General features: G+C 71.5%; 22 protein-coding genes. 12 read left to right on the forward strand and 10 right to left on the reverse strand.

What is annotated here, in order from left to right; all coding sequences use genetic code 11:
- Positions 1-143: 143 nt before the first annotated feature.
- Positions 144-2,441, forward strand: coding sequence for a terpene synthase family protein (locus I2501_RS21975; protein WP_196195865.1), 2,298 nt, complete (start codon positions 144-146; stop codon positions 2,439-2,441).
- Positions 2,442-2,532: 91 nt separating this feature from the next.
- Here the strand turns inward: I2501_RS21975 and I2501_RS21980 are convergent, their stop codons facing one another.
- On the reverse strand, positions 2,533-3,324 hold the full coding sequence (locus tag I2501_RS21980; protein WP_328806523.1) for a sulfite exporter TauE/SafE family protein: 792 nt from the start codon (positions 3,322-3,324) through the stop codon (positions 2,533-2,535).
- Positions 3,325-3,590: 266 nt separating this feature from the next.
- On the opposite strand from I2501_RS21980, the gene I2501_RS21985 reads away from it, so the two are divergent.
- Entirely contained in the window at positions 3,591-4,553 is a 963-nt protein-coding gene (locus I2501_RS21985; RefSeq protein ID WP_196195867.1) for a trypsin-like serine peptidase, read from the forward strand.
- 214 nt (positions 4,554-4,767) lie between these two features.
- The gene (locus I2501_RS21990; RefSeq protein WP_196195868.1) at positions 4,768-5,313 is read left to right on the forward strand and encodes a hypothetical protein; all 546 of its coding nucleotides are present in this window, start codon (positions 4,768-4,770) and stop codon (positions 5,311-5,313) included.
- A 41-nt stretch (positions 5,314-5,354) separates the two neighbouring features.
- Here the strand turns inward: I2501_RS21990 and I2501_RS21995 are convergent, their stop codons facing one another.
- The 3 genes from I2501_RS21995 to I2501_RS22005 all read right to left on the reverse strand — a co-directional run bounded on the left by I2501_RS21995 (position 5,355) and on the right by I2501_RS22005 (position 8,170).
- Positions 5,355-6,413 carry a PD40 domain-containing protein gene (locus I2501_RS21995; protein WP_196195869.1) on the reverse strand — a complete coding sequence of 353 codons (1,059 nt, stop codon included), beginning with the start codon at positions 6,411-6,413 and terminating at the stop codon, positions 5,355-5,357.
- 171 nt (positions 6,414-6,584) lie between these two features.
- Positions 6,585-7,742: an SPFH domain-containing protein gene (locus tag I2501_RS22000; RefSeq protein ID WP_196195870.1), complete on the reverse strand. Its 1,158-nt coding sequence runs from the start codon at positions 7,740-7,742 to the stop codon at positions 6,585-6,587.
- Between the two features lie 203 nt (positions 7,743-7,945).
- Entirely contained in the window at positions 7,946-8,170 is a 225-nt protein-coding gene (locus I2501_RS22005) for a hypothetical protein (RefSeq protein ID WP_196195871.1), read from the reverse strand.
- A gap of 431 nt (positions 8,171-8,601) precedes the next feature.
- Between I2501_RS22005 and I2501_RS22010 the strand changes: the two genes are divergently transcribed.
- Positions 8,602-10,341 carry an APC family permease gene (locus I2501_RS22010; protein WP_196195872.1) on the forward strand — a complete coding sequence of 580 codons (1,740 nt, stop codon included), beginning with the start codon at positions 8,602-8,604 and terminating at the stop codon, positions 10,339-10,341.
- Between the two features lie 111 nt (positions 10,342-10,452).
- Here the strand turns inward: I2501_RS22010 and I2501_RS22015 are convergent, their stop codons facing one another.
- Together I2501_RS22015 and I2501_RS22020 are read right to left on the reverse strand one after the other, a co-directional pair.
- Positions 10,453-11,922 (reverse strand): aminopeptidase P family protein, encoded by a 1,470-nt coding sequence (locus I2501_RS22015; RefSeq protein ID WP_236046888.1) that lies wholly within the window; start codon positions 11,920-11,922, stop codon positions 10,453-10,455.
- 172 nt (positions 11,923-12,094) lie between these two features.
- On the reverse strand, positions 12,095-12,439 hold the full coding sequence (locus I2501_RS22020) for a hypothetical protein (RefSeq protein ID WP_196195873.1): 345 nt from the start codon (positions 12,437-12,439) through the stop codon (positions 12,095-12,097).
- Between the two features lie 256 nt (positions 12,440-12,695).
- Here I2501_RS22020 and I2501_RS22025 point away from each other — a divergent pair, with 256 nt between their 5' ends.
- Positions 12,696-13,484 (forward strand): hypothetical protein, encoded by a 789-nt coding sequence (locus I2501_RS22025; RefSeq protein WP_196195874.1) that lies wholly within the window; start codon positions 12,696-12,698, stop codon positions 13,482-13,484.
- A gap of 27 nt (positions 13,485-13,511) precedes the next feature.
- On the opposite strand, the gene I2501_RS22030 is transcribed toward I2501_RS22025, so the two are convergent.
- On the reverse strand, positions 13,512-14,327 hold the full coding sequence (locus I2501_RS22030; protein ID WP_196195875.1) for an SDR family oxidoreductase: 816 nt from the start codon (positions 14,325-14,327) through the stop codon (positions 13,512-13,514).
- Between the two features lie 118 nt (positions 14,328-14,445).
- On the reverse strand, positions 14,446-14,928 hold the full coding sequence (locus I2501_RS22035) for a hypothetical protein (RefSeq protein ID WP_236046890.1): 483 nt from the start codon (positions 14,926-14,928) through the stop codon (positions 14,446-14,448).
- Positions 14,929-15,221: 293 nt separating this feature from the next.
- Between I2501_RS22035 and I2501_RS22040 the strand changes: the two genes are divergently transcribed.
- From I2501_RS22040 to I2501_RS22050, 3 genes are all read left to right on the forward strand, one after another.
- On the forward strand, positions 15,222-15,434 hold the full coding sequence (locus I2501_RS22040) for a KTSC domain-containing protein (RefSeq protein ID WP_196195877.1): 213 nt from the start codon (positions 15,222-15,224) through the stop codon (positions 15,432-15,434).
- Between the two features lie 123 nt (positions 15,435-15,557).
- Positions 15,558-17,312, forward strand: coding sequence for a hypothetical protein (locus tag I2501_RS22045; protein WP_196195878.1), 1,755 nt, complete (start codon positions 15,558-15,560; stop codon positions 17,310-17,312).
- Positions 17,313-17,466: 154 nt separating this feature from the next.
- A complete protein-coding gene (locus tag I2501_RS22050; protein ID WP_196195879.1) occupies positions 17,467-18,831 on the forward strand; it encodes a dipeptidase in 1,365 nt (454 codons plus the stop codon).
- Positions 18,832-18,889: 58 nt separating this feature from the next.
- Here I2501_RS22050 and I2501_RS22055 read toward each other — a convergent pair whose 3' ends face one another.
- Positions 18,890-19,645 carry a maleylpyruvate isomerase family mycothiol-dependent enzyme gene (locus tag I2501_RS22055; RefSeq protein ID WP_196195880.1) on the reverse strand — a complete coding sequence of 252 codons (756 nt, stop codon included), beginning with the start codon at positions 19,643-19,645 and terminating at the stop codon, positions 18,890-18,892.
- 86 nt (positions 19,646-19,731) lie between these two features.
- Here I2501_RS22055 and I2501_RS22060 point away from each other — a divergent pair, with 86 nt between their 5' ends.
- Positions 19,732-20,013, forward strand: a complete 282-nt coding sequence (locus tag I2501_RS22060; protein WP_236046893.1) for a type II toxin-antitoxin system Phd/YefM family antitoxin — start codon at positions 19,732-19,734, stop codon at positions 20,011-20,013.
- Between the two features lie 6 nt (positions 20,014-20,019).
- Positions 20,020-20,298 (forward strand): type II toxin-antitoxin system RelE family toxin, encoded by a 279-nt coding sequence (locus I2501_RS22065; RefSeq protein WP_196195882.1) that lies wholly within the window; start codon positions 20,020-20,022, stop codon positions 20,296-20,298.
- 19 nt (positions 20,299-20,317) lie between these two features.
- On the opposite strand, the gene I2501_RS22070 is transcribed toward I2501_RS22065, so the two are convergent.
- Entirely contained in the window at positions 20,318-20,758 is a 441-nt protein-coding gene (locus I2501_RS22070) for a PPOX class F420-dependent oxidoreductase (protein WP_408022769.1), read from the reverse strand.
- Positions 20,759-21,073: 315 nt separating this feature from the next.
- Between I2501_RS22070 and I2501_RS40300 the strand changes: the two genes are divergently transcribed.
- Positions 21,074-23,542, forward strand: coding sequence for an ArnT family glycosyltransferase (locus I2501_RS40300; protein WP_215909860.1), 2,469 nt, complete (start codon positions 21,074-21,076; stop codon positions 23,540-23,542).
- Between the two features lie 203 nt (positions 23,543-23,745).
- Positions 23,746-24,507 carry a VOC family protein gene (locus tag I2501_RS22080; protein WP_196195884.1) on the forward strand — a complete coding sequence of 254 codons (762 nt, stop codon included), beginning with the start codon at positions 23,746-23,748 and terminating at the stop codon, positions 24,505-24,507.
- Positions 24,508-24,584: the final 77 nt, after the last annotated feature.

Consider the following 24,584-nt stretch of genomic DNA (forward strand, 5'->3'; position numbering starts at 1 on the left):
TTCTTTTTGTGCTTTCTCACCCCCGGGGGGGGGGCCCCCCCCGGGGGGGGGGGCCCCCCCCCCCCCCCCCCCACGTCCGTATCTGACGATATGACTTGTTCTGTCGCAGAATCCCCGGGCTGCCGCCCGGGTAGTCCCAGCGCGTGACTTCTGCCACGCGCGCGCACGCGCAACAGCCTTTCGTCCTGCCCGAGTTCTACGTCCCCCACCCCGCGCGGCTGAATCCGCACCTGGAGCGGGCGCGGGCCCACACCAAGGAGTGGGCACGGTCGATGGGCATGCTGGAGGGCTCCGGCGTCTGGGACGAGCGGGACCTGGACTCGCACGACTACGCGCTGCTCTGCGCGTACACGCACCCCGACGCGTCCGCCGAGGACCTGGACACCGTGACCGACTGGTACGTCTGGGTCTTCTTCTTCGACGACCACTTCCTGGAGCTGTTCAAACGCACGCAGGACCGGGAGAGCGCCAAGGCCTACCTCGACCGCCTCCCGGCGTTCATGCCGCTCGACCTCGCTGACGGGATCCCCGAGCCCACCAATCCCGTCGAGGCGGGCCTCGCCGACCTGTGGCGGCGGACCGTGCCGCACCTCTCGCCCGGCTGGCGGGCGCGGTTCGCGGAGAGCACCCGGAATCTGCTCAACGAGTCGCTGTGGGAACTGTCCAACATCAACGCCGGGCGGATCGCCAACCCGGTCGAGTACATCGAGATGCGCCGCAAGGTCGGCGGCGCGCCCTGGTCCGCCGGGCTGGTGGAGTTCGCCGCGCGGGCGGAGGTGCCGGAGCGTGTCGCGCACAGCAGGCCGCTGCGCGTGCTGCGCGACGCCTTCTCGGACGCGGTACACCTGCGCAACGACCTCTTCTCGTACCAGCGCGAGGTCGAGGACGAGGGTGAACTCAGCAACGGCGTCCTGGTGTTGGAGACCTTCCTCGGCTGCTCCACGCAGGAGGCGGCCGACTCCGTCAACGACCTGCTGACCTCGCGGCTGCACCAGTTCGAGCACACCGCGCTGACCGAAGTGCCCGAGCTGGTGGCAACGGAGGGGCTCGACCCGGTCGAGGTCGCCGCCGTCCTCGCGTACGCGAAGGGCCTGCAGGACTGGCAGTCCGGCGGGCACGAGTGGCATCTGCGCTCCTCCCGCTACATGAACGAGGGCGCGCTGGACGGCGCCGCCCGGCCCCCCCTCGGACTCGGCGGGCTGCTGCCCGGCGTCGGCCTGTCGGCCGCCGACGTCAAGGCGCTGACGAACCGGCTGGGGCTCAAGCGGATCCGCAGCTTCACCCACGTGCCGCACCAGCGGGTGGGGCCGTCCCATGTGCCGGTCCTCGCACCGCCGTTCCCGCTGACGCTGAACCCGCATCTGGACGGGGCCCGCGAGCGGCTCCAACGCTGGTGCGCGGAGACGGGGATGTACGGCGAGGGCCTGTGGGACGACCAGTTGCTCGCGGAGATGGACTTCACCCTCTGCGCGGCCGGGATCCTCCCGGAGGGCAGCCCGGGCGACGTCGACCTGGCCGCGCAGTGGCTGGCCTGGGGCACCTACGCGGACGACTACTACCCGCTCGTCTTCGGCCGCACCGGCAACCTCGCCGCCGCCCGGCTCGCCAACGCGCGACTGCGCACGCTGATGCCGGTGCACCCCGGCGACGCACCCGGTCACCCCACCACGCCGGTCGAACGCGGACTCGCCGACCTGTGGCAGCGCACCGTCGGCGACCTCGGCCCGGAGGCGCGGCAGGCGGTCTTCGACGCGGTCGCCGGGATGCTGGACAGCTGGCTCTGGGAGCTCGACAACCAGGCGCTGCACCGGATCCCCGACCCGGTCGACTACGTCGAGATGCGCCGCGACACCTTCGGCACGCCGCTGACCATGGCGCTGACGCGCCTCGGCAAGCCGGCCCTGCTGCCGAAGACCTTCTACGCGAGCGGCACGGTCCGCGCGATCGAGGGAGCGGCGGCCGACTACTGCTGCCTCCTCAACGACCTGCACTCCTACCAGAAGGAGATCGAGTTCGAGGGCGAGCTGCACAACGCCGTGCTGGTGGTGCAGAACTTCTTCGACTGCGACTACCCGCAGGCAGTCGCCGTCGTCGCGGACCTGGTCGACTCCCGGCTGCGGCAGTACCAGCAACTGGTCGCCGAGGAACTCCCGGTGCTCTGCGCGGACCTGCGGCTCGGCACGGACGAACTGGCGGCCGTGACCGGGTTCCTGCGGGAGCTGGAGGACTGGATGGCCGCGATCCACCACTGGCACGCGGAGACGGGCCGCTACCGCGAGGGCGCGCTCCTCGCCCGGTACGGCGGCGGCGAGGCGGGCCAGACGGGCGAGGCCGGGCTGCGGAACCGGCCCGGACCGACCGCGCTCGCCGTCCCGATCGGCCCGACGGGGCTGGGAACGCAGTCGGCACGCGTCCCCGCGTTCGCGTCCCCGCTGGGATGAAGGCGTCCCCGCCGGAATGAAGCAACCAGGCTGAACTCCGTACCGCTCAGCGGAGTTCAGCCCGGCTGCGGTCGTCAGGTCCGACGCGACGTCAGCCGATCACGACCCGGCCGATGGCGACCAGTCCGACCGCGACGATCACGCCGCGCAGCACGGGCGGCGGCAGCCGTCGTCCGACCAGCGCGCCCAACTGCCCGCCGATCACCGAGCCGACCGCGACCAGCAGCACCGCCCGCCAGTCGATCGGCGCGCTGAACAGGAAGAACACCGCCGCGATCCCGTTGATCAACAGCGCCAGCACGTTCTTGACCGCGTTGATCTCCTGGAGCCCCTTGTCCAGCAGCAGCCCCATCAGCCCGAGCAGCAGCACGCCCTGCGCCGCGCCGAAGTAGCCGCCGTAGATCCCGCACAGGAAGACGCCGACCAGCAGCGCCCGGCCGCCGTACTCCGGACGCGGCTTGTCGCTCTGCCGCGCCGCCAGCCGCTTGGCCAGCAGCGGTTGCACCAGCACCAGCACCAGCGCCGCGGCGATCAGCACCGGCACGGCCGCGGTGAAGGCCCCGGCGGGCAGCTCCACCAGCAGCGTCGCCCCGGTCAGGCCGCCGAGCAGCGCGGCCGAGCCGAGCCGCCGCAGCAGCCCGCCTTGGCCCGCGAGCTCGCGCCGGTAACCTATGGCGCCGCTGATCGAGCCCGGCACCAGGCCGAGCGTGTTCGACACGTTCGCCGTGATCGGCGGCAGCCCGGCGGCGAGCAGCACCGGGAAGGTGATCAGCGTTCCCGAGCCGACCACGGTATTGATCATGCCTGCGCCGATACCGGCCGCACAGACGCCCAGCTGGGTCCAGCCGGACGCACCGGCCAGCCCTGCTGCGGCAGTCGTCACCACTCCGCTCATTCATCGTTCCCTTGTTCGGTGATCCAGCCCGCGTACGAACAGACGGTGCCGGTCATGGTCCGTACAGCGAGCTTCTCATCCAGCTCCCATGTAGCTCCCACGGACGTCTCAGTTCGCAGGGGAAGTCTCGGAATGCGGAAGCAGACTTCGGCACCTCCGGTTCCCCCGTAACGGCCAGTCACCTCCGCAACGGAACAAACCCGGCGGAAGGGACACCGATGGGCCTGCACAGCGGTTCACGTCCGACGCGTGGCGTGGGCCATCGCTACCGTGCAGGCGCAGGGGCACTGGTCGGCAGCGGGCTGCTGCTCGCCGGGGTGACGCTCAGCTTCACCTCCGCCCAGGAGGGGACGGCTTCGGCGGCGGGGACGCAGATGGTCCCGGTCGCGAATACGACGTCGTTGACGACATCGCCGTCGTCCAAGGCCGGTGCCAAGACGAAGCCGTCTCCCAGGACGGCTGCCAAGGCCGCGCCGACGCACACCCCCACCCCGACGCCCGCCCCCACGGTGACCGCGGTCCCGACGGCGGACGTGCCGGAGACCGCGTCCGGGCAGTCGCAGGTGCTGTCCGCGTCCCAGCAGTCCGCGAAGGTCGGCGCGATCTTCTCGTCGTCCTCGATCACCCCCGGCAACCACCACTGCACCGCGAGCGTCGTCGACAGCCCCTCCGGCGACGTGATCGTCACCGCCGCGCACTGCCTCTCCGCCGGCAACGGCGGCGGCGCGGTCTTCGTCCCCGACTACCGCGACGGCGGCGCGCCGGACGGCGCCTGGCCGATCACGCAGGTGGTGGAGAGCAGCGGCTGGACCGGCGACGGCGACCAGGACGACGACGTGGCCTTCGCGGTCGTCGCCTCCCAGAACGGCCGCAGCCTGGAGTCCGTGGTCGGCGGCGGCTACACGCTCTCGACCGAGAGCACGACGAACGCGACGGTCCAGCTCAGCGGCTACCCGTCGGCGACGGACGAGCCGATCACCTGCACGGGCTCGGCGTCGGCCTTCTCCGGCACGCAGCTCACCGTCTACTGCACGGCCTTCACCGGCGGCACCAGCGGCAGCGCCTGGCTGGCGGGCTACGACCCGGCGACGGACTCGGGCAGCATCATCGGCGTCATCGGCGGCTACGAGCAGGGCGGTGACACCGCGGACACGTCGTACAGCATCGTCTTCACCCCGGCGACCCAGAGCCTGTACGACGAGGTCGCGTCGAGTTAGTTGCACTCACCCAGGGGCGCGAGGCTCTGCTGATCTGCGGCTCCGCCGCGTGGGCGCGACGGGTCACGGACGCTCCCGCGGGGAGTTGCCACCTCAGGGGCGCGGGGAACTGCAACTCACCCCCGTTGCAAAACGTGTCGGCGCGAGTTCACCAGAACCGTAACGGCCGTGCCGGAAAGGGCCTCGGGCGCGCCGCAGGCGGTAGGTTCCGGCTGTGCGATTCGATGCCGTGCCCAAGCCCCCGACCGTCGCCGAGCGCCCGCGCGACGCGCGTGGCTACCCCGTGCCCGCGATCACCCCGATCGAGGACGGGGAGCCGCAGTTCGCGCGGACCGACTACGCGCGCAGCGCGGACTGCGCGCGGGAGCGGCTCTGCTCCGTCTGCGGCACGGCCATGGCCACCGGGCCGGTCTGGCGGGTCGTCGGGGCGGGCGAGGCCGAGGCCATCGGCGCGGCGCTGGACGCAGGGCGACCGTACCGGAACCTGCAGCCCACCTGGGAAGGTCCGGGTCACCGCGCCTGCATGCTCTACGCCTCGATGGTCTGCCCGTACCTGGCCCGCCCCCAGGCCCGCCGCCGCGTGCTGGACCGCGGCACCGCGCGCGGCGCGACCGGCGCCGTGGTCGGGTTCGCCGAGTTCGAGTACGCGGTGCTGGAGTCCCAGGTGCTCTTCCGCTTTGTCGACGTCGTCGAGTTCCTCCCCCACGACGACGCCGCAACCGCGCACCTGGCGGCCCTGGAGGCTGAGCTCCGTTCTTGACGTTCTTGACGTTCTTGACGTTCGACGTTCTTGACGAATCGTCAGGGACGGTACGCCGGAAGGCCGGTCGCCGTCGTGACCAGTCGGGGCGCGGCGCTGCCGGTCCCGGTGAGCGGGAGGATCTCGATGCCGCTCGGGGTACGGGCCGCGATCGACTGCCCGTCCGGGGAGATGGCCGGCTCGGTGTAGTCGGTGGTGGCGTTCGGCGTCAGGTCGACCGGGACGCTGCTCTTCTGGCCGCTCTCCTCGAAGAGGTGGTCGTGCCCGGCGACCGAGCGGACGAAGACGATCTCCTCTGCGGCCTGGCCGGACATCATCGCCGGCTCGGAGCCGTTGGTGAGCTTCCAGCCCATCTGCCGCAGGTAGTCGTCGCGGAGGTAGACGCCGCCGTCGACGCTGTTGGCGTAGACGGAGTCGCCCTGGTAGCCGCCGTTGATCCAGGTGTTGCCGGCCGTGGGCGGCGGCGGGGTGTTCGAGCCCTGTGCGCCGTTGAGCCCGAGAGCTGTGGGAGTGCCGTCGACCGCGGTGGCCGGGACCTGCATCAGCTTGCTCGACGCTCCGGATCCGGCGACGAAGAAGAGGTTGTCGCGCGCGGGCACGTGGTCCGGGTTGCTCGCCGGGATGACCTGCCAGGTCGGGTGCGACCAGGCCTGGTTGCCGGGGTTGCGGGCGACGGTGACGCGGTGGCTGCCGTCCGGGTCGGCGACGTCGAGGTTGCCGCTGCCGTCGACGAACGCGGCCTTGCTGCCGTCCGGCGACCAGGCCAGGTCCCTGACCACGACGCCGAAGTCGACCCAGGAGCCGTTGATCAGCACGCGGTTGGTGCCGTTGCTGACGGTCAGCCCGGCGGTCCCGGGCCCGCTCCAGGAGGCCGTCGTCGCCCCCGAGCCACCGCCCGTCGTGCCGCCGGAGTTGCCGCCACCCGTCGTGGGCGCGGCGGACGCCGAACCGGCACCCGACCCGGACGCGACCGGGGCCGGAGACTTGGACGAGGACGCGGACGCGGATCCGCTGTTGTTGGGCCCGCACGCGGTGAGTAGACCACCGGCGGTCACGGACAGGACGAGTGCTGCGGCAGCGATGGTCGAACGAGCACGCATGACGGCTCCCCCCGGAGCTTTCGGGTGTCTCAACTGTGGGTCCCGCCAAGCGTTTCTGATCGTTCTGGGAGCGCTTGAGCGGCTGAGATGAGAGTGCCCGGAACTCGTCAGCAAACAGTCCGGCGGCTGTCACAGCCCTGCAACAGCCGCCGGTCCTGCTTGCAATCCCCGTCAGTCGACGTCGATCTGACCGCCGTTCAGCTCCTTGCGCAGCTGCTGCCCGGGCTTGCGGTCCTCGACGGAGCCGTTCGGGCTGCCCAGGTTGCGGCGGACCGAGTCCAGGATGGTCAGGCCCTGACCGACCAGTCCGGCCGCGATCTCGCCCAGGCCGTCGGCGCCGTTCAGCACGTTGACGTTGGCGCCCTGGAGACCGGCCGAGGCCTCCTTGACGATCTGCGGCAGCTGGTCGATCAGCATCCGGTCCAGCGCGACGCGGTCGTGCGACGCGGCGGCCTCGGCCTGGATCTTCATCCGCTCGGCCTCGGCCAGCGCCAGCACCCGGATCCGCTCGGCCTCGGCCTCGGCCGGCTTGACGATCTCGGCGACCAGCTGCTGCTGCCGCAGCTCGGCGGCACGCTGCGCCAGCTCGGTCTGCGCCGACAGCACCTCCTGCTGCGCGTGCGCGGCGGCCAGCGGACCGGCCTGCGCGGCCTGGGCCTGGGCCCGGTCGACCTCGGCGTTGTACTGGGCCTTGACGACCGCGGTCTGCCGCGCGTACTCGGCCTGGTTCCGCGCCGCCGCCTGCTCGGCCTCGACCGAGGCCTGGGTGGCCTGGGCCTGGGCGACCTGGGCCGCCCGCTGGATGGCGGCCTTGTGCGGCGCGGACATCGCCGCGATGTAGCCGGTGTCGCCGTCGTCGATGGACTGGATCTGCAGCGAGTCCACGATCAGGCCGATCTTGGCCATCTCGGCCTTCGAGGTCTCCAGCACCTCGGTGGCCAGCTTCTGACGCTCCGTCACAATCTCCTCGACCGTCATCGAGCCGATGATGGAGCGGAGGTGACCGGCGAAGATGCGACCGGTCAGCACGGACATCTGGTCCTGGTCGGACAGGAAGCGCTGCCCTGCGTTGACGATCGACTCGTGGTCGTTGCCCACCTTGAACGCGATCACGGCGCGAACCGTGAGCGCGATGCCCTGACGGGTCACGCAGGTCTCGGCGACCTCGGACTCGCACATGGCCAGCGTCAGAAAGCGGGTCTTGCGGAAGACCGGCAGCACGAACTTGCCGTGGCCGGTGACGACCCGGAACGGTGCTCCCCCGAGCCCACGCCTGCCACCGGAGATCAACATCGCCTCGTCGGGGGCCGGAACGCGGTAACCGAACATCTCTCTTGTCTCCTCTGAAGAAGAAAAACCCCGTTGTGCAGCTGTACTGCCCTGCAAAAGTCCCGCTCTTGCCCCGTACAGCTGTGGTGGCGGGTTCCCCGTGGCCCCATGGTTCCCGCGGATTCCCTGGTTACCCCTGGTTTCCGTCGGTTTCCCTGGTCCTTTCGGGAATTCCCGCCCGAGCCGCCCCCCGATCCGGTCGCTCAGACCTCGTCCGGGTCGGCCCACTCGATCACGTCCACCTGCCGCGCCCCGCGCGACTCGATGACCAGCACCGTGGCACCGACCGGCAGCGGCTCCTCCGACCAGGCCATGAAGGCCTCGGTACCGCCGCGGACCCGGACCAGCACCTCACCCGGACCGGCGCTGCCGCGGGTGCCGATGAGCAGTCGTCCGGTGCAGCCGATGACGGCCTCGTCGCCAGACATCCTCGCGCGCTCCTTTCCGGTGTTCCCGTGCCGTTCCTGCTTGTAGCACGTTGCCGCGGATCAAGACCCTAGCGCTGTTCGCGCCCGCTGAATGCGTCCGGGCGACGGAAAACGTCCGCGCGAGGTGTATTCCCCGTCGATCGGTCGCGGATGTGCGCCGACAGGCGCCCCGACAGCGCCCGGACGCCGTCCGGGGCCATCCCGGCACTGTCCGGGCGGCGCACTCGGCCTCTGCTTCCTATGCTGGACTTGTCACAGGACTTGTCATCTCACCGGACACGTCACGTGCACAGTTGTCGCTGCCAGGCGCCGATATCGGTGGCGACCCGTTCCCTCGGCCCGCTCGGGGCGCCCCGATCGCACGGATCACCAGATCGCCAGATCACCGGTATCGCCGACTCTGACCCGGTCGGAACGAAGGTGAAATCCGTATGGCTACCGCGACTGCGCCTTCCAAGGGGGCGCCCCAGCACGCACTGAAACGTGACATCGGGCTGATCGGCCTGACCTGGACCTCTGTCGGGTCCATCATCGGATCCGGATGGCTCTTCGGCGCACTGTTCGCCGCACAGGCCGCCGGCACAGCGGCGTTGGTGTCCTGGGGCATCGGCGCCGTCGCCATCATCATCCTGGCCTTCGTCCACGCGGAGCTCGGGGCGGCGTACCCCGTGGCCGGCGGGACCGGCCGTTTTCCGCACTACGCCTTCGGCACCGCGGCGGGCGCGTCCTTCGGCTGGTTCTCCTGGCTGCAGGCGGTCACCGTGGCGCCGATCGAGGTCCTGGCCGCACTGAACTACCTCAGTGTCCACGCGTCCTGGATCCAGACCGGCAAGAACCACCTGACCGGCGGCGGATACGCCCTGGCGGTGGCCTTCATGGCCTTCTTCGTCATCGTGAACTGGATGGGCATCCGGATCCTCGCCCACACCAACTCGGCGGCCACCTGGTGGAAGATCGCCATTCCGGTCCTCACCATCGTCGTCCTCGCGTCCACCCACTGGCACGGCGGCAACTTCGGCTACCAGGGGTTCTCGCCGTTCGGCGCCAAGGGCGTCCTCTCCGCCGTGAGCACCAGCGGCATCATCTTCGCCCTGCTCGGGTTCGAGCAGGCGGATCAGTTGGCCGGTGAGGCAAAGAACCCGAAACGCAACATCCCGATCGCGGTGATCGGTTCGATCCTCATCGGCGCGACGATCTACATCATGCTGCAGGTGGTCTTCATCGCCGCGCTGCCGCACAGCGCGTTCGTCCACGGCTGGGCCAACCTGACCTTCACCGGAAAGGCGGGCCCGTTCGCCGGTCTGGCCACGGCTGTCGGCCTGGGCTGGCTGGCCACGATCCTCTACATCGACGCCGTGGTCTCGCCGTCCGGTACCGGCCTGATCTACATGACGGCGACCTCCCGGGTCTCCTACGGGCTGTCCCGCAACGGCTACGTGCCGGTGGTCTTCGAGAAGACCACGAAGCGTGGTGTGCCATGGTTCGGCCTCCTCTTCGCCTTCGTGATGGGCCTGATCGTCTTCCTGCCCTTCCCGACCTGGCAGAAGCTGGTCGGCTTCATCACCTCGGCGAGCGTGCTGATGTACGCGGGCGCGCCGCTGGCCTTCGGCGTGCTGCGGATCTCCGACCCGGACCGGCAGCGTCCGTACCGGCTGCCCGCCGGCGGGTTCTGGTCGCCCATCGCGTTCATCGTGGCGAACCTGATCATCTACTGGTCCGGCTTCGACACGCTGTGGCGGCTGGGCATCGGCATCCTGCTCGGCTACGTGCTGCTGGGCGTGTCGGCCGTGTTCAAGCTGAACCCGAACACACCGCACCTGGACTGGAAGTCCGCGCAGTGGCTGCCGGTCTACTTGCTCGGCATGGGCGTGATCTCCTGGCAGGGCGGATTCTGCAGCGCCGGCCCGGCCAACACCGTCTCGTGCGGCGCGACCAACCGACTGCCGCTGTGGTGGGACATCATGACGGTGGCGCTGTTCAGCCTCGTCATCTATTACTGGGCCCGCGCGGTCCGGCTCCCCAAGGAGGAGACGCAGGAGTACATCGGCTCGGTGGACGTCCCCGGCACGAACGGATCGGGCGGAGCCGGTGGAGCGGGCGTCGCGAGCGGCCCCGGCGCCGGCGGCGCGGGCCCGAGCGGCCTCGCCGGCCCGGACCTGACCAAGCGCTGAGCCTGCGGGTTCGCCCGCCGCTTGGACAGCTTGGACGGCTGCCTGACTTTGTGTCAGGCAGCCGTCTCTACAAGCACCTTGCCGGGTGCCGTGGCAGCGCACCCACCTCACTCAACCGCGCAGGGCGGCCATCCAGGACTCGATCGCGTCGGCGTCGCGGGGCAGCGCGGCGGAGAGGTTCTCGTTGCCGTCCGGGGTGACCAGGATGTCGTCCTCGATGCGGACGCCGATGCCGCGGTACTCCTCGGGGACGGTCAGGTCGTCGGGCTGGAAGTAGAGGCCCGGCTCGACGGTGAGCACCATGCCCGCCGCCAGCGTGCCGTCGACGTAGGACTCGGTACGCGCCTCGGCGCAGTCGTGGACGTCCATGCCGAGCATGTGGCCGGTGCCGGCCAGGGTCCAGCGGCGCTGGAGGCCGAGGGCGACCACCTCGTCCACCGAGCGGTCGCCGAACAGGCCCCAGGCGACCAGGTGTTCGGCCAGCACCCGCTGTGCGGCGTCGTGGAAGTCCCGGTAGGCCGCGCCCGGCTTCACCGCGGCGATGCCCGCCTCCTGGGCGGCGAGGACGGCGTCGTAGATCGTCCGCTGGAGCGCGGTGAACCGGCCGTCGACGGGCAGGGTGCGGGTCACGTCGGCCGTGTAGAGATGGCGCGTCTCCACCCCGGCGTCCAGCAGCAGGAGTTCGCCCGCGCGGACCGGTCCGTCGTTGCGCACCCAGTGCATCACCGTGGCGTGCGGGCCTGCGGCGCAGATGGAGTTGTAGCCGACCGCGTTGCCCTCGACGCGGGCGCGCAGGTAGAAGACGCCCTCGATGTAGCGCTCGGAGGTGACCTCGGCCTGCTCCAGGGCGCGCACCGCGGCCTCGAAGCCGCGGGCGGTCGACGCGCACGCGGACCGCAGCTCGGCTATCTCGAACTCGTCCTTGACCAGCCGCTGTTCGGCGAGGAAGACGCGCAGCTCCTCGTCCCGACCGGCGTCGGACCGCTCCGTCAGGGCGGCCTCGACACCCGCGTCGTGGCCGCGCAGCACCCGGACCGCAGGGCCGTCGGCGGCGGTGAGCTCGTCGGACAGCCCCTCGGACAGCTCGGTGCCGAGCATGCGGACGTCACGGCAGGGGAGGCCGAGCAGGCGCTCGTTCTCGGTCAGGCTGTTGCGACGGCCGTCCCAGAGCTCGCCGTGGTAGTCGAGCCAGAACTCGCCGCTGTCACGGTCGGAACGCGGCAGGACGTACGCGACGGCGTCATGGCCGCCGCCCTGTGCCCTCGGGGTCAGCACCAGCACGGCGTCCTCCGACTGGTCGCCGGTCAGGTAGGCGTACTCGGTCGAGGGGCGGAACGGGTAGTCCATGTCGTTGGCCCGGACCTTGCGGTTGCCGGACGGAACGACCAGCAGCTCGCCCGGGAACCGGGCGGAGAGCTCGGCGCGGCGGCGCGCGGTGTGCGCGACCTGCGGGAGCGGCTCCAGGTCATGCCGCTCGGTGTCGGCCCACCCCTGCCGCATGCCGTCGGCGAGCTCCGCGCTGACGCCCGGGTAGAGGCCGTTCTTGCGCGCCTTGATGGTGGGCTCGGAACGCTCGGTCAAGACTGCCTCCTGCTCGCTCCGGACGACTCGGACGTCCCGAAAGGGACTGTGGCCGTACGCTATCCCGCCACGCTGACAGCGACGGCGGTGCCGACCTCGACCGGTCGCGTAAGGCGGGACGGGACGGCAACCCGACTGCACGTCTCGTCAGGGGTTGCCGTCCCGTCCACGGCTACCGCGCCGCTTCGGCCTCGCTCCATGCGTTGAAGGCGACCGCCCAGGCCATGACCTCCGGGCCCTTCTTCGCCTTGACCTTGATCGTGCAGGTGTCACCGGTCGGGCTGGCGACGACGACGTGGACGTCGCCGGTCTTCTTCTTCATCGCGAACGCGAACGGCCCGGCGAGGGCGATGCGCGTGATGGTCATGCGCTTGCCGGTGGCGTCGACGGTCTGGACGACTGCGCCGGCCGCCGGGGTGCGCCAGGTGGAGAAGCCCTGGGACACCTCCAGCTGGCCGTCGGGGGATAACCGGATCCCGCTGCCGAAAGGGGGTTTGGGTGCCTTGGGTGGCGTCATGCCAGGAGTCCTACCCGCTTCTTCGAACACGACCGCGCCCTGTGGCTGTTCTGTGACAGCGGGTGCAGAACCCCGACAACGTCAATGCACGTAGTCGGAGTTCACACGAGCGGGTGAGGTACCCGCCGGCCACGGCGTTGCGCGGGCGTGGCGGCCCTACCATCGGCACCGCGACCGGACCTTCCTCTGTGTCCTCTCCGGTTTCCGCCGACGAGGAGCGACGAGGAACGAGGAACGACGAGGAGTTCCGCGCCCGATGCCCAACCTCAACCTCCCCGCCCCGACCGCGCAACTGCCGCTGCAGGCCGCGCGTTGCCAGTACGAGGGCCTGCCGATCCACGCCCACCTGCCGTTCGGCGTGCTGCGCCCGACGCGCCGGATCCGCGAGCACGCGCGCATGCGCCTGTCCGGCATCCCCACCCAGGGCACCCCGTCGCGCTACTCGGTGGGCGACTGGGTCACCGTGCGCAGCGCGGAGGAGATCCGCACCACGCTGGACGCGACGGACCGCCTGCGCGGCCTCTGGTTCACCGGCAGCCAGTGGAGTTTCTGCGGCGGCACCTACCAGGTCGAGCACGTGGTCCGGCGGATGATGGACGACCACTACCGGATGCGCCGCGTCGCCCGCACCGTCACGCTGTGCGCCGCGACCTGCGCGGGTGCCGGCCCGGACGACGCCGGCTGCGGCCTGGGCTGCGCGCTGCTCTTCCGCGACGAATGGCTCCAACCGACGCAGACACCCGCGCCCCGGCCGGAACCCGCTCGCTACGCCACGGTCCGCAGCCTGCAGGAGATCCAGCAGACGCTGGACACCTCGGGCACCCTGCTGGGCGTCCCCTTCCACACGGCCATGGCACGGTTCGTCGGCCTGCGCCTGCCCGTCCTCCGCGAGGTCCGCTCGCGGGCGCTGCCGCGCTGGCAGTACCAGGTCGGCGAGTGGTACCAGCTGGACGGCGTCCGCTGCGCGGGCGAGCCGCTGGCCGGTCTGGGCTGCGACCGGCAGTGCGCGCTGCTGTGGCACCGCTCGTGGTTGGTGCTGGAGTAGCGGCGAACTTCCGTCAACTCACTCAACTCACTGCTTCCGGTAGGCGAGCCGCTTCGGCGCGGGCAGTCCGGCCAGGTACTCCTCGAAGCCGATCCGGCCGTACGGCTCACCCGGCACCAGATTGGCCCCTGCCCGCAGCGCGCCGAAGGCCCGGCCGGGGAGGCTGAGCGGCAGCAACGGACGGCCTTCGCGGCCGGTCGCGGCGAGGTACGCACGGGCCAGGTCGCGCGCCTCCCGGACGGCCGGGCCGCCGATGTCCGGGGCCCGCCCACAGGCCGGCTCGGCGGCGGCTAGCTCGGCCAGCCGAACCGCCACGTCCCGCACGTCGATCGGCTGGAACCGCACCGAAGGCACCGGAACCAGCGGCAGTTTGGCCGCCCCCGCGAACAACGTCCGTACCAGGTCGTGGAACTGCGTCGCCCGCTGAATCGTGTAGGGCAGCCCGGACCGGGCGAACACCCGCTCCGACTCCAACTTGCCCTTGTAGTAGCCGAACGGGATCCGATCGATCCCGACGATCGACACGTAGATCACGTGCGGCGCCCGGGCTGCGCCCTCCCCGGCGGCTTGCGCCCCGGCCACCAGGTTCCGCGCCAGCGCCGCCTCCTGCCCGCGCCCGAACGCGGTCGCGCAGTGCACCACCACGTCCGCGCCCGCCAGCGCCTCGGCGACCCCGCTCCCGCTCCGCAGATCCGCGACGGCCCACCCGTACGGCCGCTCACCTCCACTCGCGGGCCGCCGGCTCACCACCCGCACCTCCCGCCCCTGCTCCACCAACCGCTCGACCACGGCCCTCCCGAGCACCCCGGTCCCGCCGGTCACCACGACCAAGCCGCCGCTCATCCGCACCACGCCTTTCACCCGTCGCATCCGCTGCTACCAGGAGGACAGCCGAGGGCCCGGGACCGTGACATGCCACGCCGCACGGGCAGTGCCGACTCAGATTGCCTACTCGGAGTGCCTACTCGGCCGGATCGGCGGGATACGCGCCGCCGCGGAAGAGCAGGCTCAGGTGCGGGCGCGGACGCGTCGCGTGGTTGTGGGCGGCGTCCGAGCGGTCCGCCGGGCGGTCACGACCCGGCGCGGCCAGGTCGCGCAGGCGGTCGAGTCCGGCCAGGACCTCGTCGCGGTTGTCGGCGCGCTTCATCCACAGCGGCAGCCGCGAGACCATCGCCAGGGTCGGCGTCGGCCCGCGCTCGCGCAGCCGCGCGCCGACGAAGGCGGCCAACTCGTCGACGTGCGCCTCGTTGTAGGCCCACAGGATCCGCCCGACGCAGCGCGTCTGCAGCCAGAGCGGTTCCCCGAAGAACGGGTCCTCCGTCCCACCCGGCGTCACCCCGCGCAGGCCCGCGCCCTCCATGCCCGGCCGCCAACTCCGGTGCTCCCCGCACGCGGCGCACGAGAGCCGGCGCGGCAGGAAGAGCAGTGCGCTCGTGTACTTCACCTCCGCCGTCCCGGGCCTGGGCAGCACCACCGCCCGTCCCCCACACCCCGGGCACACCACGTACAGCCGCCCCGCGAACCCCGCCAACCACCGGCCGTCCCCCCGATGACGCTCCGGGCCACGCCCACCTCCGCCACCGCTCCCGCTTCGCCCGCCGCTCCCGCCACTCACCCCAGTCATGCCGCCCACGCTGGCACGCCCCCGCCCCGCCCCGCGACCGGATTCCGGCGCGCGGTCCCTGCCGTCCCTGCTCCCGGCGGGCGCGCGCAGAGCCGCGGACCGATCCTGGAGGCATGCGCCGCAGCAGCGTCGACTCCTCCTGCCTCCGCGCGGTCGGCTACGACCCGTCGGGGCAGCTGCTGGAGCTGGAGTTCGCCGCAGGGACCGTGTACGACTACGACTCCGTCCCGCCGTCCGTCCACGACGACCTGCTCCACGCGGAAAGCCTCGGCCGCTACTTCAACCTCCACATCCGCGGCCACTTCCGCTACCGCCGGGTCTCCTGAGGTCTCCTGAGCCCACCAGGAATTTCGCGAGCCGTTGTCCGAGCCCGCTGGTAGTGTCCGCACGCCTGCGGTGATCGCGGTGCTGGGGATGTCGGCGGCTCTCGCCGACCGGAGGGGACACACGTGAGACAAGCTGTACGCCGTCGTGCCTGGACGGCCCTGTTGCTGACCGGTGCACTGCTTGCGGGGGCGCCGGCCGTCACGGCTTCGGCGCAGACGCCGATCGACCCGTCGATCCCGACGCCCACGCTTCCGGGGCCCACCCCGCAGACCCTTCCTGCGGGGGCCGACGGCTGCGGCAGCGACGCGGTGGGATGGGTGAACTCCGACGTCTTCACCATCGGCATGCCTGCGTCGACCGTCAACGGCATTGAGTACCAGGCGGACGTCCACGTCTGGGACGTCGACGGCTCACAGCAGGCAGACACCCTGGCCCCCTGGTCGCCGACGCCCACCGTCGCCATGACTTCGCCGCTGGCCTTCAAGAGCGGGCACACCTACGACTGGTACGCGCAGACCTGGAACGGATCCGCATACTCGGAACCGACGGAGACCTGCTCCTTCAAGTACTACTCCGGCAACCCCAGCGCTCCGACGATCACCAATCCCGACTTCCCGCCGGTCGGCGCCCCAGGAGCACCGACCAAAGCCGCTGGGCAAACCACCACCTTCACCATCAGCGGCAGTACGTCCCCTCTGCCGAGCGGTTGCACCACGGCCGGTTCCCCGGACTGCCAGGTCGCCCCAGTCGATCACTACATCTACGGGATCGACCAGGAGCCGGGTATCGGTGCGCCGTCCCTGCCCATCAACGGCAACGGCTCCGCCACTCTGACGATGAGCTTCAACTGGGGCGTCCACACGCTGTATGCGGACGCGGTGAACGCCTCCGGCGACCTCAGCCTCTCTCCGTCGTCGTACACCTTCTTCGTGCCCTCCACCCTGCTGCCCTCCACGACGGTCACGCTCAAGGCACCCGCGACCGCCGCACGTGGGACAGAGCTCCACATCCCCGGCCAACTCACGGCCGGTAGCTACCCCGCAGGCGCGGTCGTGCACGTCACCCGCACCGACCAGAGCCACCCGGGCGGCGTCGCCCTCCCGGACACCCAGGTGTCAGCCACCGGTGCGTTCGCGATCACCGACACCCCCACCGTGGCCGGCCCCGCGGCGTACACCGTGACGTATCCCGGCGACTCCGGCCGTCAGGCCGGCACTGCCAGCGCCACCGTCCAGGTGACGCCCACTGCCACCGCACTGTCCCTCGGCGTCAACGGCTGGGTCTACAACCCGAACGCGGTCGCGACGGTGACCGCGCATCTCGGCACGACCCACACGAACCGGACGGTGTCGATCTACGCGCAGCCGGCGGGCGGGAGCAAGGTCCTGGTCGGGACCGGCACGGTCGACAGCCACGGCAACCTCACCGCTGCCTACCGCCTGACCCGCAGCACGGTCTTCTCGGCAGTCTTCGCCGGGGACGACGAGTACGCGGCGACAGTCGCCTGGCACACCGCATGGACCGAGGCTGCGATCACGGAGCGCCTCTACGGCTACTCCGGTTCCTCGTGGCAGGGTTCGCAGCTCTACCAGGTCTACCGCCGCGGCGCCGCGGCCTCGCTCTACACGACGCTCTCCCCGAGCCTGCCGAGCGCCTGCCTCGAACTCCAGGTCCAGCGCTACTACGGCGGCTACTGGCATGCGGTGTCCACGAGCGCGTGCGAGCACCCGAACAACGCGGGCGCGCTGCTGGTGCGGCTGCCGCTGACGGCACAGAGCGGTGCGGTGTTCCGCGTGCGGATGATGTTCCTGCACACGGCCGCGGACCAGCTCAACAGCACGTCCTGGGGGGCCTGGGAGAACCTCCGGGTCAGCTGAGCGAGCCGAAGTCGGAGGCGGCCCGGGCGCGGCGGATCGGGCGGCGGATCTAGAGTGGCTGCTGATCCGATCCCGGATTCCCCGGTTCACGGGCGCGGCGCGGAAACCCTGCGCGGGCCCGTTGCCAGCGCCCACAAGGAGCTAAGGAGCACAGATGGCCAAGGCCCTCGCCGAGGCGGTCGCCTCGCTGATGCCGCGTGCGCGGGAGGAGCTCGCCGAGCTCGTCTCGTTCCAGTCGGTCGCCGATCCGCGGCAGTTCCCGGCCAGCGAGTGCGAGAAGGCCGCGCGCTGGGTCGCGGACGCGCTGCGCGCCGAGGGGTTCGCCGAGGTGGACGTACTGGACACGCCGGACGGGACGCAGTCCGTCTACGGCTGCCTGCCCGGCCCCGAGGGCGCGCCGACGGTGCTGCTCTACGCCCACTACGACGTGCAGCCGCCGCTGGACCTGGACGGCTGGGACTCCCCGCCGTTCGAGCTGACCGAGCGCGACGGCCGCTGGTACGGACGCGGCGCGGCGGACTGCAAGGGCGGCGTGCTGATGCACCTGCTCGCGCTGCGCGCCCTGCGGGCCGAGGGCGGCGTGCCGGTGACCGTCAAGGTGATCGTCGAGGGCTCGGAGGAGCAGGGCACCGGCGGCCTGGAGCGCTACGCCGAGGCCCACCCGGAGCTGCTCACCGCCGACGCGATCGTCATCGGCGACTGCGGCAACTTCCGCGTCGGCCTGCCGACGGTCACCGCGACGCTGCGCGGCATGACGCTGGTCGAGGTCGACGTCCGCACGCTCCGCGGCAACCTGCACTCGGGCCAGTTCGGCGGCGCGGCCCCGGACGCGCTCGCCGCGCTGATCCGGATGCTGGACTCGCTGCGCGACGAGACCGGCGCGACCGTGGTCACCGGCCTGGAGGCGCAGGCCGGGCAGAGCTGGGAGGGCCTGCAGTACGACGAGGGCATGTTCCGCGCCGACGCCAAGGTGCTGGACGGCGTCGGCCTGATCGGCACCGGCACGGTCGCCGACCGGATCTGGGCCCGGCCCGCCGTGACCGTGCTCGGCATCGACTGCCCGCCCGTCGTCGGCGCCACCCCGTCCGTGCAGGCCGAGGCGAAGGCGCTGGTCAGCCTGCGCGTGCCGCCGGGCCTGAACGCCGCCGACGCGCAGGAGGCGCTGGCCGCGCACCTCAAGGCCGCCGCCCCGTGGGGCGCGCAGGTCGAGGTCACCCCGCGCGGCCAGGGCCAGCCGTTCCGCGCCGACACCACCAGCCCGGCGTACGCGGCGATGTCCGAGGCGCTCTCGGCGGCGTACGAGGGCCAGGAGATGCAGGTGGCGGGCCAGGGCGGCTCGATCCCGCTGTGCAACACGCTGGCCTCGCTCTACCCGCAGGCGGAGATCCTGCTGATCGGCCTCAGCGAGCCGGAGGCGCAGATCCACGCGGTCAACGAGAGCGTCTCGCCGGAGGAGTTGGAGCGCCTCTCGCTCGCCGAGGCGCTCTTCCTGCGCGGCTACGCGGAGAGCAAGGCGTAACGGCGGAACTGCGGGCTCGGCGTCACCGGATCGTCGTCACGGGCTCGGCGTCACCGGCTCATCCCCAGGCGGGAGTTGGCGGCAGCGGCCACGGTGGTGCGGTCGGGGGTGTGACCCCCGCCGCGCCGCCGGTGACGACGAGCCCGGCGCAGGGCTCAGCCCCGGTCCCGGTGACCCGGCCGCTGAGCCAGCCGAGCAGCGCGTGGCCCGGGCCGGTCACCACCAGGTCTTCCGCTGCGGCGGACAGCTGCCACTCCCGTCCGAGGTCGGTGGCCTCGATCCGGGCGACCGGGAAGTCGCGGGCAGCGAGGCCCGGAGCCGTGGTGTCGAGTGCCCAAGTGACGTACGCGGCAGGCCAGTCGGCGGGGGTGTAGCCGGCGGCGAGGTCGACCCGGTGGTGCTCAAGCTCGCGCCAGCAGCGGTACAGCGTGAACCACGCCGGATGCCGGTAGCCGCCGAGCGCGGTGACCAGCAGCTCCCACCGCTCCACTGGGACGGTCTCCGCGAGGTCCACCAACCCGCCCACGCTGCACCGCAGATCGGCCGCGACCGCGCCGGCTCCGAGCTCCGTGCCCTCCGCGACAGCGCGCGCCAGCGTCGCCCCGTCCGCCCGCGGGCCGGGCTCACTGCCGGTCGCGGCCAGGGTCACGAGCCACTGGTACGCCTCAGCGGCGCGGGCCACGTGGACCACGACCTGACTCCGGTTCCACCCCACCAGCCCGGACGGCGCCATCACCTCGTCGTCACTCATCCCGTCGAGCTGCCCGGCGAAGCCGTCCAAGGAGCGGCGTATCTCGTCGATGATCTCCCTCATGACGGCACTGTACTGACGCCACGCACCCGTTCAGGGCCGAAGACGAACGCACGGGGCACCAGATGTACATCTGCTACATTTATTGCATGAGCGAGCCGGTGATTGAGTCCATGGCCGAGGTCCGCAGCCACTTGGCGGACGTTCTCGATCGGGCACGACGAGACGACACCCCCACGATCATCACTCGTCGCGGCAAGCAGGAGGCCGTGGTGATCGACATCGAGGAATACCGCCGCCTCTACCGAGTTGCCGAGGCCGCTGAGGACGAGTGGCTGAACCGCTTGGCCGACGAAGCAGAGGCCGAAGGTTCGGCCGGTTCGATCTCCCTGGAGGAGATGGCAGCCCTGCTCCGCGAGAACAAGGCTTGATCCCGAGTGGCCCACGTCACGAGGTTCACCCCGCACGCCCAGCGGGACATGCTCAAGATTCCGCGCCCGGAGGCTCTGCGTATCCTCCACCGACTCACCGAGCTCCAGCGCGGGCTTGACCAGGGCGACACGACCGCCTTCGACATCAAGGCCCTCCAGGGCCACAGCGCGCGCTGGCGCCTGAGGGTCGGCGACTACCGCGTCGTGTACACCGTGGAGGACGGGCAACTGATCGTGTGGGTCCTTCGGGTCGGCAACCGACGCGAGGTCTACCGCAGCATGTAGGGCAGGTGTTGACGGTCCGTCAGCCAGACACGTGCTTCACCGCGACGACGTGGTCCACCCGCGCGCGGACCAGGTACTCGCCGGGGACGGCGTTCCGCGCGCCGAACTCCTCCGCGCGGTCCGCGCCCATGTAGCGGCCGCCGATCCGGGGCGCCCAGCGCCGCAACTCGGCCAGGTCCTCGACGAGTTCGAGCACCGTGCACTCCAGCATCACGAAGCTGAACGGCGGCTCCTGGTCGTCGACGCACAGCGCGAACCGCGGATCGCGGCGCAGCGCGGCTGCCTTGAGCGACGTCTCCCCGGTGTTGAAGAGCAGCACCGGCCGCCCGTCGACCTGCTCGTTCTCGTCCAGCAGGAACCACACGGGCGTGACGTGCGGCCGTCCGTCCCGCCGCGTCACGGCGAGCTTTCCGGTCCGCGTCCCCGTCAGCACGAACGCCTGCCACTCCGCCTCGGTCATCGTCGCCATGCCCGCATCCTGGCACGCCCGAACCGCGCCTGCTCGGCAAGAACGCGCCGCGCGGCGGTGGTTGCGGGGACTGTGAACGGTGGGTGACGCCCTTGCTGCGGGCGCATTGACTCGTGTCCGTCAGCACCGCCGCTGAGCTGCGCGAATATCCGTGGCCGCCGGAGAAGCCCCCGCGCCCGCTACGCACCGCGATCGCCGTGGGCATGTTCATGCTAGGGCAAGACCTTGACGTGGGGCGGGTGTGAATCCCTCCCAATCGGGCTGTTTCCTGAGGAATTTCTCATCTTGGCCTCAGAGCCTGCCCTCATGGCTACCAGTGTGCTCACCGCGCCTCCGGAGTCGGTGCCGGACAGGCCCCGACGTCGGAGAGCGTTCTGGCAATCCCCCGAAGGCCAGCCCGGCTATGCCAGGCCCGCGCTGCTCGGCATCGCCGCCGTCGCAGCGCTGCTGTTCGTGTGGGGGATCAACAACGCCGCCTTCCACACCTTCTACGCGAACGCCGCCCGCAGTGGCTCGGAGAGCTGGAAGGCGTTCATCTTCGGCTCGTTCGACCCCGCGAGCACCATCACGCTCGACAAGCTGCCCGGCTTCGTCTGGCCGCAGGCGCTCTCCGCGCGGATCTTCGGGTTCCACGCGTGGTCGGTCGCGCTGCCGCAGGCGATCGAGGGCGTGCTGGCCGTGCTCGTGCTGTACAAGGCCGTACAGCGCTGGGCCGGAGCGAACGCGGCGCTGCTCGCCTGTGGGCTGTTCACGCTGACCCCCGTGATCGCGGGCCTGTTCCGCACCTCCGTCGAGGATCCGGCCTTCACGCTGCTGCTGATCTGCGCGGCCGAGGCGGCGCAGCGCGCGGCGCAGACCGGGCGGCTGCGGACGCTGCTCATGTCCGGCGTGTGGGTCGGCCTGGCGTTCCAGACGAAGATGCTGGAGTCGTGGGCGGTGCTGCCCGCGCTGGCCGTGATCTACCTGGTGTCCGCGCCCTCGACGCTGCGCCGCCGGATCGGGCACGTGGCGCTGGCCGGCGTGGTGACGGTCGCCGTCTCGGCTTCCTGGATCCTGCTGGTCACGGTCACCCCGGCCAAGGACCGTCCGTACGTGGACGGGACGACGAACAACTCCGCGTTCAGCATGGTAGTCGGCTACAACTTCCTGAACCGCTTCTCGTCGGTCGGGATGAGTGCGTCCGACAGCGGCAGCGTCCAGGGCGGCATGTTCGGCGGCGGCAAGGACGGCGCGCGCGGTCACGGGCTCGGCGGCGGCGCGGGCAGCACCCGCGCCGGGGCCCACTCGGGTACCACCGGAGCCGGGACCGGAGCCGGAGCGGCCGGGACGACCGGGGCTTCCGGGACGTCCGGCACGTCCGGCACGACCTCCGCCAAGGTGATGGCCTCGGCGGCCATGGCGCTCGGCAACGGGAGCGCGGGCAGCGGCTGGGGCAAGATGTTCGGCTCCGCGATCACCTCGCAGACCGGATGGCTGTACCCGCTGGCCGCGCTCTCCCTCGTGTTCGGCCTCGTCTGGAGTCGCCGCAGGCCTCGAACTGACAAGCTGCGCGCCGGATTCCTGATGTGGGGCACCTGGCTCGCCATGTTCTTCCTGGCCTTCAGCGCCGGAAGCGTCGGCGGCCACAGCTACTACATGGGCGTCATCGCGACGCCGCTGGCCGCGCTGAGCGGCGTCGGGCTGGTGCAGCTCTGGCGCGGCTACCGCGCGGGCGGCCGACGGGTGTGGGCACTGCCCGTCGCGATCGTGTCCACGGTGGCGTACGCCGTGGTGCTCTCCCAGCCCTACCCCACCTTCCGGTCGTGGGCGCTGTGGCTGGCGGTCGCCGGGGGCGTGGTCGCGCTCGCGCTGCTCTACGCGGCGAAACTGCCGCGCTTCTCGGGTCGGCGGATCGCGGTTGCGGGCCTGGTGGCCGGGCTGGTCGCCGTGGTCGCGACTCCCGCCGCGTGGGCGACGTCCGTGCTGGGCGGCTCGGGCAGCGGCATGGCCGGGCAGATGGGCACGGTCGGCCCGGCGTCCTCGCAGGGCTTCGGCGGCGGCGCCGCGGCGTTCGGCGGCGGACACCACGAGGGCTTCGCCGGGGGCGAAGGGTCCGGCGGGTCCGGCGGATTTGGTGGCTTCGGCGGTGGCGGCTTCGGCGACCGCTCGGGCAGGGGCGGCAGCGGTCGCGCCGGGATGGCCGGTGGCGGCGCGGGCGGCGGCTTCGGGTCGTCGTCCGGTTCCCTGACGGCCCAGCAGCAGCAGCTGTTCGACTACGTCTCCGCGCACGCGGACGGCGCACGCTACCTGATGGCGACCACCAGCTGGAGCACCGCGTCGCCGTACATCCTGGCCACGGGCAAGGAGGTGCTGCCGATGGGCGGCTTCTCCGGTGACGCGCCGAGCCCGAGCCTGGCGCAGTTCCAGCAGCTGGTCAGCAGTGGGCAGTTGCACTACGTGCTGCTCGGTGGCGGTGGCATGGGCGGCTTCGGCGGTGGCGGCGGCAGTACGTCGCCGACGACGGCCGTGCAGAACTGGGTCCGCCAGTCCTGCACCGTGGTCCCGGCCGGTGACTACGGCGGGACGACGTCGACCACGAGGTCGACCTCCGCGACGGGAGCCGCGACCGGTGCCGGAGCCAGTGCCGGGGCCGGCGCCGGAACCGGTGCCGCAGGCGGAGGGTTCGGCGGGTTCGGTGGCTTCGGCGGTGGCGGCTTCCCCGGCGGCGGGGGCGGCGCGGGCGGCTTCGGCGGCGCGCGTGGTGCCACGCAGCAGCAGCTCTACCACTGCGGCTGACCGGCGGCGACGCACCGTCCCGTGCGCGGATCAGGCCCGGCTTCGGCCGGGCCTGATCCATGTCCGCGGGCGTCCGCGAGCCTCCTGGCTTCCGCCCGCCCGCGTGGGTTAGCTGGGAGTCCGGTCCAGGGCCCCAGCCCTGTCACAACACCCCGCACCCCACCACCCCGCACCGCACACCGTCGAGAGGCACTGCGTTGAAGGTGACCGAGATCCTCCCCGGCTCTCCCTGTTGGGCTCAGCTCAGCACCAAGGACATGGAGGGGTCCAAGAAGTTCTACGGCGAGCTGTTCGGCTGGACCGCCGAGACCGACCCGGACCCCCAGTACGGCGGCTACACCACGTTCTCGCTGAACGGCGCCCCCGCAGCGGCCGTGGCCCCGCTGATGAACCCGCAGCAGCCGGTGATGTGGCTGCTGTCGTTCGCGACCCAGGACGCCGACGCCACCGTCGAGAAGGCCAAGTCGGCGGGCGCTCAGCTGTGGATGGGCCCGATGGAGGTCGGCGACCTCGGTCGCTGGGCCCTGCTCAGCGACCCGACCGGCGGTGCGCCGCACTCGGTGTGGCAGGCCCGGGGGTTCAAGGGCTTCGGCGTGACGAACGAGCCGAACGCCTTCGGCTGGATCGACCTGTCCAGCCGGGACGTCAAGGCCGCCCTGGAGTACTACAAGACCGTCTTCGGCTGGCAGGTCTGGCCGAACGACCAGTACCCGATGGTGGGCCTGGCCGACGAGATGTTCGGCGGCATGATGCAGATGGGCGACGAGTTCCCGAAGGAGGTGCCCTCCTTCTGGAGCCCGTTCTTCCTGGTCACCGACGTCGACGCCTCGGTGGAGACCGCCAAGCGGCTGGGTGGCGGCATCATGCACGGCCCGGTCGACGTCGAGATGGAGAACGGCCCGAGGATCGCCGTCGTCCGCGACCCCGGAGGCGCCGTCTTCGGCGTCTTCGCCCCGCGGGCCTGATACCGAGGCCTGATACCGAGGGCCTGACTCAGCGCGACACCCGAACCCGAAGGCCCCGACCGCCGAGCGGTCGGGGC

Source organism: Streptacidiphilus fuscans (genome assembly GCF_015690355.1).
GTDB lineage: Bacteria > Actinomycetota > Actinomycetes > Streptomycetales > Streptomycetaceae > Streptacidiphilus > Streptacidiphilus fuscans.